The sequence below is a fragment of the Sphingobium sp. MK2 genome, from assembly GCF_040170545.1.
In the GTDB taxonomy this organism is placed as follows: Bacteria; Pseudomonadota; Alphaproteobacteria; order Sphingomonadales; family Sphingomonadaceae; genus Sphingobium.
Genome location: NZ_JAZDXA010000073.1, coordinates 1 through 8,947, shown reverse-complemented (window position 1 = coordinate 8,947; position 8,947 = coordinate 1). Strand labels below are relative to the sequence as shown.

Genomic DNA, 8,947 nt, shown 5'->3' with positions numbered 1-8,947 from the left:
ACCACGAAGTGGTGGAGGGGTGTCACCCTATCGAGAGCGTGACACCCCTCCGTCAGGGCTACGCCCTGCCACCTCCCCTGCCAGGGGAGGCCTATCGCATATGGAACGCACCCATTTTCATTCGTCATGCTGAACTTGTTTCAGCATCCATCGTGCCTCAGGAGCGTCGGCTCGTGGGGAGAAATGGACCCTGAAACAAGTTCAGGGTGACGACTTTGGATAGGTTGGGTGCCATATGCGATAGCCCTGCCTGCCAGGGGAGGATGCCGAACCACAAAAAAAGGCCCGGCGATCACCGGGCCTTCTTCTTGTCACGTTGCCGTACCGATCAGTTCGCCACCAGCGGCAGCCCATCCTTGCCCCGCGCATCGGCATAGCGTTCGCGCGTCTCGGCCCGCGCGATCGCCGCGCTGATCGGCGCTTCGACGCGGGCCATCGCCTTGGCCTTGCACGCCTGGAGCGTGGCAAGCTCTCTGGTGGAGCACACGCGGCTGGCGGCACGGGCGATGCGGCTGCGCAACTGCGCCTGATGCGCGGGGTTCGAAAGGTCAAGGTCGCCATGATAGACTTGGGCGGTGCGGCCGTTGGACACGAAATCCTCGGCGGAAGCGGCACCGGCGCTGGCGAACAGCACGGCGGAAGCGGCGGCGGCAAACAGGGTCGAACGAAACATCATCTATCTCCTCAAAAAATCTGGTTTGGCCGGTCCGCCGCCAAATGGGGGGCTGCGCAGCGGGCCGGGGTGCGAACGGAGGGAGCCGGGGTCTTGGGGTCGGCATCCTGCCCCGTTCGCCCATTCTGTTTAGCCCCGCGCCCTGCCCGATGCCCGCCCGCTTCGACCGGCAGCCCGCGTCATCGGCGAACGACGCCTGCACCGACGAAGCGCAAAATCGCGCCGACAAACCGCAGGACGAACGACATGCGACCGCCCGACAAACGACATCTGCCGTAACGGAAAGCGCGAATCGTAACGATGGAAGGGGCAATAGAAAACGCCCCCGGCGCAAGGGATGGCCGGGGGCGTATCCAGGTTGCTGTCGGGCACACCGGGATCAGGATAAACTGTCAGTTAAGAGACGACACCATCGGCGCTGAACCGTCGCTGAACTTGGCCTCATCATAGCGCCACGCCCGCCCCGCGCGCCCTCCGTTCGATGACCGGCCCCTGCCACCCGGTGGGCGGCATGGACGCGGGATCAACCGTCAATCTGGCCCGACCAACGACATGGGCGGCTCGTCCCGCTCCAGCGGCGGCAGCCCCGCCACCTGCAAAGCCTCCACCAGATAGGCCTCGAACGCCGCATCGCGCGATGGCGCCCGCTGCCGCATCCACGCCAGCGCCACCAGCGCCCGCCACGCCGCCAGCGCTTCGGGGTCCAGCCCGGTCAGCGCCCGGTGTCGCCGCACATAATAAGCGCTCGCCGCATCGCGCATCTTCGCTGCGGCCCAGCCCAACACGGCCCCCTCGCCCGCGTCCCCGCCCGGCCCGAAGCGCATCACCATCTCGGTCCGCACCACATCGGTCGCCGCCATGCCCCGCGCCGCGCGCGACCAGTCGATCACCGCCAGCCCGTCCTCGGTCACGATCAGATTGGCGGGGTGCAGGTCGCCATGCGACAGCGCATCGCCCTCGTTCAGCTGGTCCAGCCGGTCGACCGCCGCCGCGCGCAGCCGCTCGCCCACGGGCGCGGCCTCTATGTCGACGCGCAAGATCGCCTTGCGACTGCGCAGCGTCGGCACATGGCATTCCGAAATCCGCTGCTGCAACCGCGCCATCTCGCCCAGCGCCCAGCGCCCGCGATGCGGATTGCGCGCCATATAGGCCAGCAGATCCGGCCCCTCCATGTCGGCATAGATAATCCCCTGCCGCCCGCCCGCTTCCTGCAGGTCATAGGCGCGCGCGACCGGCAGCCCGCTCGCCTGCACCGCCCGCGCGATCGCATATTCGCGCGCGACGATGCCGGGGTCGATCCCGTCGTGAAACAGCTTCAACACCCGCCCCTCGCCCAGCCGGAACACCTCGGCACTGGCCCCGGCGGCGATGAAGGTGGAAGGATCAGGCAGGCGCATCACCGCGCGATGTGCCGCAGCAAGGCGCGCTTGGCCAGCCCTTTTGCGGCGGGAGGAACGCGCCCCCCTCCGCCCCGCACAGCCCCCCTCCCCTAAACCGCCCGCGCCTCGACCAACCTCGCCGCCAGATCCCGCGCCGTCCGCGCCGCGCCCATCAGCGTGGCCGATCCCGCCCCGCACCAGTCGCCATAGCCCGCCAGCCACAGCCGCGGTTCCTTGATCGACCGCTGCTCCTCCACCAGAACGCGGCCATCCGCCTCCACCACGCCCAGCCCCGCCAGATGCGCCAGCGCCGGGCGAAAGCCGGTGCACCAGATGATCGCATCGACCTTTGTCTCCGACCCGTCCGGCCACACCACGCCCATCGCCGTCATCCGCGTGAACGGCCGCCGGGTGTTCAGGTCACCGCGCGCCCGCGCTGCCTTGACCGGCGGCACCATGACGATATCGCCAATGCCGCCCACCGGCACATCGCTTGGGGCCTCCTTCATGCGCGCCACCGCCCGTTCGAACAGCACCCGGCCATCGACATCGTCGGGCAGGAACAGCGGCTCCTGCGTCGTCACCCAGCTTGTGCGCGCCACCGGCGCCAGCTCCGCCACGATCTGCGCCCCGCTATTGCCGCCGCCCACCACCAGCACGCTCTGCCCGGTATAGGCATCCGGCCCGACATAATGCGCGGAATGGACCTGCACCCCCGCAAACAGCGCTCGCCCCGCCATGTCGGGAATATAGGGGTGCGACCAGGTGCCCGTCGCGCTGACCACCTTATGCGCGGCAAAGCGCCCCTTGTCGGTCACGACCGCCAGAGCATCGCCCGCCCGCTCGACCGCCGCCACCCGCACCGGCCGCTCGATCGGCAGCGCATAGCGCGCCTCATAGTCCCGCAAATAGGCCAGCACGTCATCGCGCGTCGGATAGCCTTCATGCGCCGGCGGCGGCATCAGCCAGCCGGGCAGCGAACTATAGCCAGCGGGCGAAAACAGCCGCAACGACTCCCACCCATGCCGCCACGCCCCGCCCGGCCCGTCTTCCGCATCCAAAATCAGGAAATCCGCCCCCGCCCGGCGCAGATAATAGCCCAGCGACAGCCCCATCTGCCCGCCCCCGATGATGACGATATCGCGCGGTGCGGCCATCAGGCCTGAAGCCAACGCTGAAGATCATCCGCTTTGGGAAGGCCGCCTGCATGAACCATCTCGTCGTCGATGACGATGCCAAACATATTCATTCGGCTTGGTCCATGCTAATATCCTCTTCCAGATCTTCGTCGGCATCCCGCTCTTCTACGGCAGCCTCGCCGCCAAGCGCCCTGAACCGCTCATTGGCCAGCCAGGCCAACCTGTCCGCCTGTGTCGCCAAGGCCCTGCGGAGGCCCGCCTGCACGTCCCGTCCCGCAATGATATGGGCCAGCCGCGCAATTGTCTGCGCGCGCCGGGCGATGCGTAAATCAGGGTGTTGACGAAACCGCACAGCCTCAGCGCTCACGATTTCGCCCTCTATACTCGCGGGCAAGTCGCAAATTTCCACGTCGGGCGGATCTTTCTCATTCAATATCCGGCCGAAATCGCTCTCCTCGACCAAGCGCAAAAATACGGTTCGTTCCAACCTGTTGAGATGATCTGCGGCTTCGCGCGCTCGACCGTTACGCTTAGGGTAACCCTTCACGTCCTGATATTGGTGCAACGCCCAGACTTTCACCGTGCGAACCTCAAATGGATCGAGCACGGACATAGCGACCGCGTCTGTACGTTGGTTCGTTAAATGCCGACCGATCCGGCTTCCCAGGCTCTCGCGGGTCTGCCCGACATAAATAGGCTCACCATCATAGTCGAAAAACGCATAAACGCCCCATCTCACGGCGCCGACGGTGATGGAGTCCCCCTTCTTCGTTAGCGGAGGATTATCGATAAATTGGGACAGCTTCTGGTTTTTGAACCTGTTGAGTTCTGCGCGAAGCTGCACTGTTTCGTCAGGAGGCTTATGCGTTGCAATGTCCGCAACCTGCCGCTTCCTTCGACCGTCCTTTTCATCAGGCGGCAACAATATGCGGCTCCCTCAAGTTCAGCACGGGCAATAATATATTTTCCGCCAGATAACGAACGGCAGGAACCGCCACGCCGTCCCCTGTCAGATGATAGGCATCATTATATCGTTCCGGCAGTTTGTAACGATCCGGCAAACCCATCAGGCGCGCCGTCTCCCGCGCCGACATCAACCGCGACCGCACCCTGCCATTCTCGATCATCATAATGATCTGGCGACTGGAACCGCCACCGGGCGTGCGCAGGCACCCTGCAAGATCGAACCGCACTTCGGCCCTTTGCATCTTACGGCCAGCTTCCATGCGTGTGCGCTTATAGACCGCACCGACGCTGCGATGGCGATTGGCCATAACCAAATCTATCTTCGCGCGGTTGACCGGGCTCATCATCCCAAGCAACCGCGCCGTATCGGCCTCGCTTGCCCAACATGGTCCGGTTTGCTCATCCTCGATGATATCGATCAAACGAGTAGCGGACGGTTTTGGAACGGGCGGCGCGAACCAGAGCCAGCGCGACCGCAGCCGTTCTGGCAAAGTAGCCTGCACGGTGCGTAGTCGATGGGGGTGCCACATATCGACAGCATAGGGGCTGATAACATGGCCGGGTATATTCATGGATTGATCGACCGCGACCAGAAAAAGCCTCGGCCGGGATTGGGGCACAAAATGCTGGGCGTCGATCACCAGCGCGCCGAACCAATAGCCAGCGTCACCAATCGCATTGCACAACGCGGCAAAATCGGCACCGCCATGGGATGTAAGCAATCCGCAGACATTCTCCAACACGATGGTCCGTGGCTTGCGTTTCTCATCACGAAGAGATTTTACAAGGTTCCAGAACGGCCAGAAAGTGCCGGATCGCGCGCCACCCAGGCCAGCGCCATTGCCCGCCAGAGACAAGTCCTGGCATGGGAAGGACGCCCAAATGAGATCGGCATGGCCTGGTAGCTGGTTGGTGGCAACGTTGGCGACATCCCCCACATGCAGCACATCACCGCCCCAATTTTCGGCGTAGGATGCCGCTTTCTTAGGATCGAAATCATTGGCAAACAGGCACCGCCACCCCTGCCCCAACCCGGCGCGTGCCATCCCGCCACCGGCGAAAAACTCGTAAAATGTCCGTTCGCTCATATCGGCCACCTTGCCAAGCTAAACTATATAAGCAAGTCCGCTTGTCCATTGCGGGACACCATCCCATTTGCGAGCACTGTGTATTAGCGGCGCTTGCAGCGCAAGAACAAATCTGGAACAACGCCCCTCATGAGCCTTACCCACATTTCCGTCCGCGGCGCGCGTGAACACAACCTCAAGGGCGTCGATGTCGATCTGCCCCGCGACAGCCTGATCGTCATCACCGGGCTTTCGGGGTCGGGCAAATCCTCGCTCGCCTTCGACACCATCTATGCCGAGGGGCAGCGCCGCTATGTGGAATCGCTCTCCGCCTATGCGCGCCAGTTTCTGGAGATGATGCAGAAGCCCGATGTCGAACATATTGAGGGCCTCAGCCCCGCGATCAGCATCGAGCAGAAGACGACCAGCCGCAATCCCCGCTCCACCGTCGCGACCGTCACCGAAATCTATGATTATATGCGCTTGCTCTGGGCGCGCGTCGGCATTCCCTACAGCCCCGCGACCGGCCTGCCGATCAGCGCGCAGACCGTCAGCCAGATGGTCGACCGCGTGATGCTCCTGCCCGAAGGCACCCGCTTCTACCTGCTCGCCCCCGTCGTGCGCGGGCGCAAGGGCGAATATCGCAAGGAACTCGCGGAGTGGCAGAAGGCGGGCTACACCCGCGTCCGCATCGACGGCGAAATGATGCTGATCGAAGACGCCCCCGCGCTCGACAAGAAGTACAAGCATGACATCGAAGTCGTCGTCGACCGCCTCGCCGTCGCCCCCGACATGGGCACGCGCCTGGCCGACAGTTTTGAGCAAGCGCTCAAGCTGGCGGATGGGCTGGCCTATGTGGACCTGGCGGATGGCAATGTCGCAAATCTTCTCCCCTCCCCTTCAGGGGAGGGGCCGGGGGTGGGGGCTCTCGTCGATGCACAGCCCCTCCCCAACCCCTCCCCTGAAGGGGAGGGGCTAAAGAAGAAGATGAAAGGCGCGGAAGTCCCCGCCAACCGCATCGTCTTTTCCGAAAAATTCGCCTGCCCCGTCAGCGGCTTCACCATTGCCGAGATCGAGCCGCGCCTCTTCTCCTTCAACGCCCCCATGGGCGCCTGCCCCGCCTGCGATGGCCTTGGCGAACGGCAGGAGTTCGACCCCGAACTCGTCGTCCCCAACGAAGCCCTCTCCCTCAAAAAAGGCGCAGTCGTCCCCTGGGCCAAGTCCAACCCGCCCTCGCCCTATTATATGCAAGTCCTCGGCTCCCTCGCCAAGGAGTTCGGCTTCAGCCTCGACACCCCCTGGGCCGACCTCCCCGGCGAGATCAAGCTCATCATCCTCCACGGCACCGGCGGCAAGCCGGTCACGCTCAAATTCATGGATGGCCGCAAAAGCTACGAAGTGAAAAAAGCGTTTGAGGGCGTCATCGGCAACCTCAACCGCCGCCTCCTGCAAACCGAATCCGCCTGGATGCGCGAGGAACTGAGCAAATATCAACGCGCCCAGCCCTGCGAGACCTGCCACGGCGCGCGCCTCAAACCCGAAGCCCTCGCGGTCAAGATCGCGGGCGAGGACATCTCCCTCTCCACCCGCCGCTCGGTGGTGGACGCGCTCGCCTTCTTCACCGCGATGCCCGCCAAGCTCAACGACCAGCAGAACCAGATCGCCAAGGCCATCCTCAAGGAAATTGTCGAGCGCCTCGGTTTCCTCAACAATGTCGGCCTCGACTATCTGAACCTCGACCGCACCAGCGGCACGCTATCCGGCGGCGAATCCCAACGCATCCGCCTCGCCTCGCAGATCGGCTCCGGCCTCTCCGGCGTCCTCTACGTCCTCGACGAACCGTCGATCGGCCTGCATCAGCGCGACAATGACCGCCTGCTCGTCACCCTCAAACGCCTGCGCGACCTCGGCAACAGCGTCATCGTCGTCGAGCATGACGAAGACGCCATCCGCCACGCCGACTATATCGTCGACATGGGACCGGGCGCCGGCATTCGCGGCGGCGAGATCGTCGCGCAAGGCACGCTCAAGCAGATCCTGAAAGCCAAAAACTCCCTCACCGCCGATTATCTCAACGGCACCCGCCGCATCGAAGTGCCCAAGAAACGCCGCAAGGGCACCGGCAAGAAGCTGACCGTCCACAACGCCCGCGCCAATAATCTGCGCGGCGTCACGGCGTCGATCCCGCTCGGCACCTTCACCTGCATCACCGGCGTCTCCGGCTCCGGCAAGTCCAGCTTCACCATCGACACGCTCTACGCCGCCTCCGCCCGCGCCCTCAACGGCGCGCGCATCCTGGCCGGCGCGCATGACAAGGTGACGGGCCTTGAACATTGCGACAAGGTGATCGACATCGACCAGTCGCCCATCGGCCGCACCCCCCGCTCCAACCCGGCCACCTATACCGGCGCCTTCACCAACATCCGCGACTGGTTCGCGGGGCTGCCCGAATCCCAGGCGCGCGGCTACAAACCCGGCCGCTTCAGCTTCAACGTCAAGGGCGGCCGCTGCGAAGCCTGCACCGGCGACGGCCTGATCAAGATCGAGATGCACTTCCTCCCCGACGTCTATGTGACGTGCGACGTGTGCCACGGCGCGCGCTACAATCGCGAAACGCTGGAGGTGAAGTTCAAGGGCCACTCGATCGCCGACGTGCTCGACATGACGGTCGAGGATGCGGTCGAATTCTTCAAGGCTGTCCCCCCCATCCGCGACAAGATGGCCATGCTCGCCGAAGTGGGCCTGGGCTATGTCAAGGTCGGCCAGCAGGCCACGACCCTATCGGGCGGCGAAGCCCAGCGCGTCAAACTCGCCAAGGAACTCGCCCGCCGCGCCACTGGCCAGACGCTCTACATCCTCGACGAACCCACCACCGGCCTGCATTTCGAAGATGTCCGCAAACTGCTCGAAGTCCTCCACGCGCTGGTCGACCAGGGCAATAGCGTCGTCGTGATCGAACATAATCTGGACGTCATCAAGACGGCGGACTGGATCATCGACATGGGGCCGGAAGGTGGGGTCAAAGGCGGCGAAGTCGTGGCCGAAGGCACGCCGGAAAAGGTCGCGAAGGAACCGCGCTCCTTTACGGGGCATTATTTGGCGCCGTTGCTGGGGTTGGAGAGTGTGGCGGCGGAGTAAACGATAGATTCGATGAGAAAGTATATATTGACCCTTTTCCAGTTGTCATCGTAACATCCTTCAAACGTTCAGGGGGGAGTTGGCATTTGAAGATCTGTTCAATAGGTGCAAAGAATTTTCGTACATTAGAGAATTTTGAATTAAATTTTCGTCCGAATTATTGCGCGATATCTGGTCAAAACAACGCTGGCAAATCAGCAGTAGTGAGAATTATACAATACTTCTTTGATAGTAGAGATGATGAACCTTTTTTTGCTCGAATGAATCGAGGGATATCATATTCTAAAGACGTTACTCAATGGCTTACAGCAGATGAAATACAAATTTCGGTTACTGTTGAATTAGACCGAAAAGATGATTCTGAGGTATTTTTTGTTGTTGATACTTACAGCCAAGGTAATATTACTGATAATTCAGTAAAGGTTTTCTTATCCCAATTTATAAATAAAGACGGAAACAGCAAGCTTTTATGTCTTGTAAATGGCACAGAATTAGACGGTCAAAAAGCTAGCCCGGCTTATTCATGACAGCGGCGTAGTTTGCCTGGATTGGCGGGCGACGGCACTGGCGGCGTGGACGGGACGA

At 62.5% G+C, this 8,947-nt stretch carries 7 protein-coding genes; 2 read left to right on the top strand and 5 right to left on the bottom strand.

The features are described from left to right. Nucleotides 1-328: 328 nt before the first annotated feature. The 5 genes from V2I08_RS19890 to V2I08_RS19870 form a co-directional block, all read right to left on the bottom strand. The gene (locus V2I08_RS19890; protein WP_349636499.1) at nt 329-676 is read right to left on the bottom strand and encodes a UrcA family protein; all 348 of its coding nucleotides are present in this window, start codon (nt 674-676) and stop codon (nt 329-331) included. 527 nt (nt 677-1,203) lie between these two features. Beyond that, entirely contained in the window at nt 1,204-2,070 is an 867-nt protein-coding gene (locus V2I08_RS19885) for an aminoglycoside phosphotransferase family protein (RefSeq protein ID WP_349636500.1), read from the bottom strand. Nucleotides 2,071-2,162: 92 nt separating this feature from the next. Continuing rightward, nucleotides 2,163-3,209: an ArsO family NAD(P)H-dependent flavin-containing monooxygenase gene (locus tag V2I08_RS19880; protein ID WP_349636498.1), complete on the bottom strand. Its 1,047-nt coding sequence runs from the start codon at nt 3,207-3,209 to the stop codon at nt 2,163-2,165. Nucleotides 3,210-3,297: 88 nt separating this feature from the next. After that, the gene (locus V2I08_RS19875; RefSeq protein ID WP_349636497.1) at nt 3,298-4,116 is read right to left on the bottom strand and encodes a GIY-YIG nuclease family protein; all 819 of its coding nucleotides are present in this window, start codon (nt 4,114-4,116) and stop codon (nt 3,298-3,300) included. Continuing rightward, nucleotides 4,103-5,245, bottom strand: a complete 1,143-nt coding sequence (locus V2I08_RS19870; protein WP_349636496.1) for a DNA cytosine methyltransferase — start codon at nt 5,243-5,245, stop codon at nt 4,103-4,105. Before V2I08_RS19870 ends, V2I08_RS19875 begins: the two co-directional genes overlap by 14 nt. Nucleotides 5,246-5,374: 129 nt before the next feature. On the opposite strand from V2I08_RS19870, the gene uvrA reads away from it, so the two are divergent. Next, complete coding sequence (uvrA, locus tag V2I08_RS19865; protein ID WP_349636495.1) at nt 5,375-8,362, top strand: excinuclease ABC subunit UvrA; 2,988 nt, start codon at nt 5,375-5,377, stop codon at nt 8,360-8,362. An 86-nt stretch (nt 8,363-8,448) separates the two neighbouring features. Next, nucleotides 8,449-8,889 carry an AAA family ATPase gene (locus V2I08_RS19860; protein WP_349636494.1) on the top strand — a complete coding sequence of 147 codons (441 nt, stop codon included), beginning with the start codon at nt 8,449-8,451 and terminating at the stop codon, nt 8,887-8,889. The last annotated feature ends 58 nt before the right edge of the window (nt 8,890-8,947 follow it).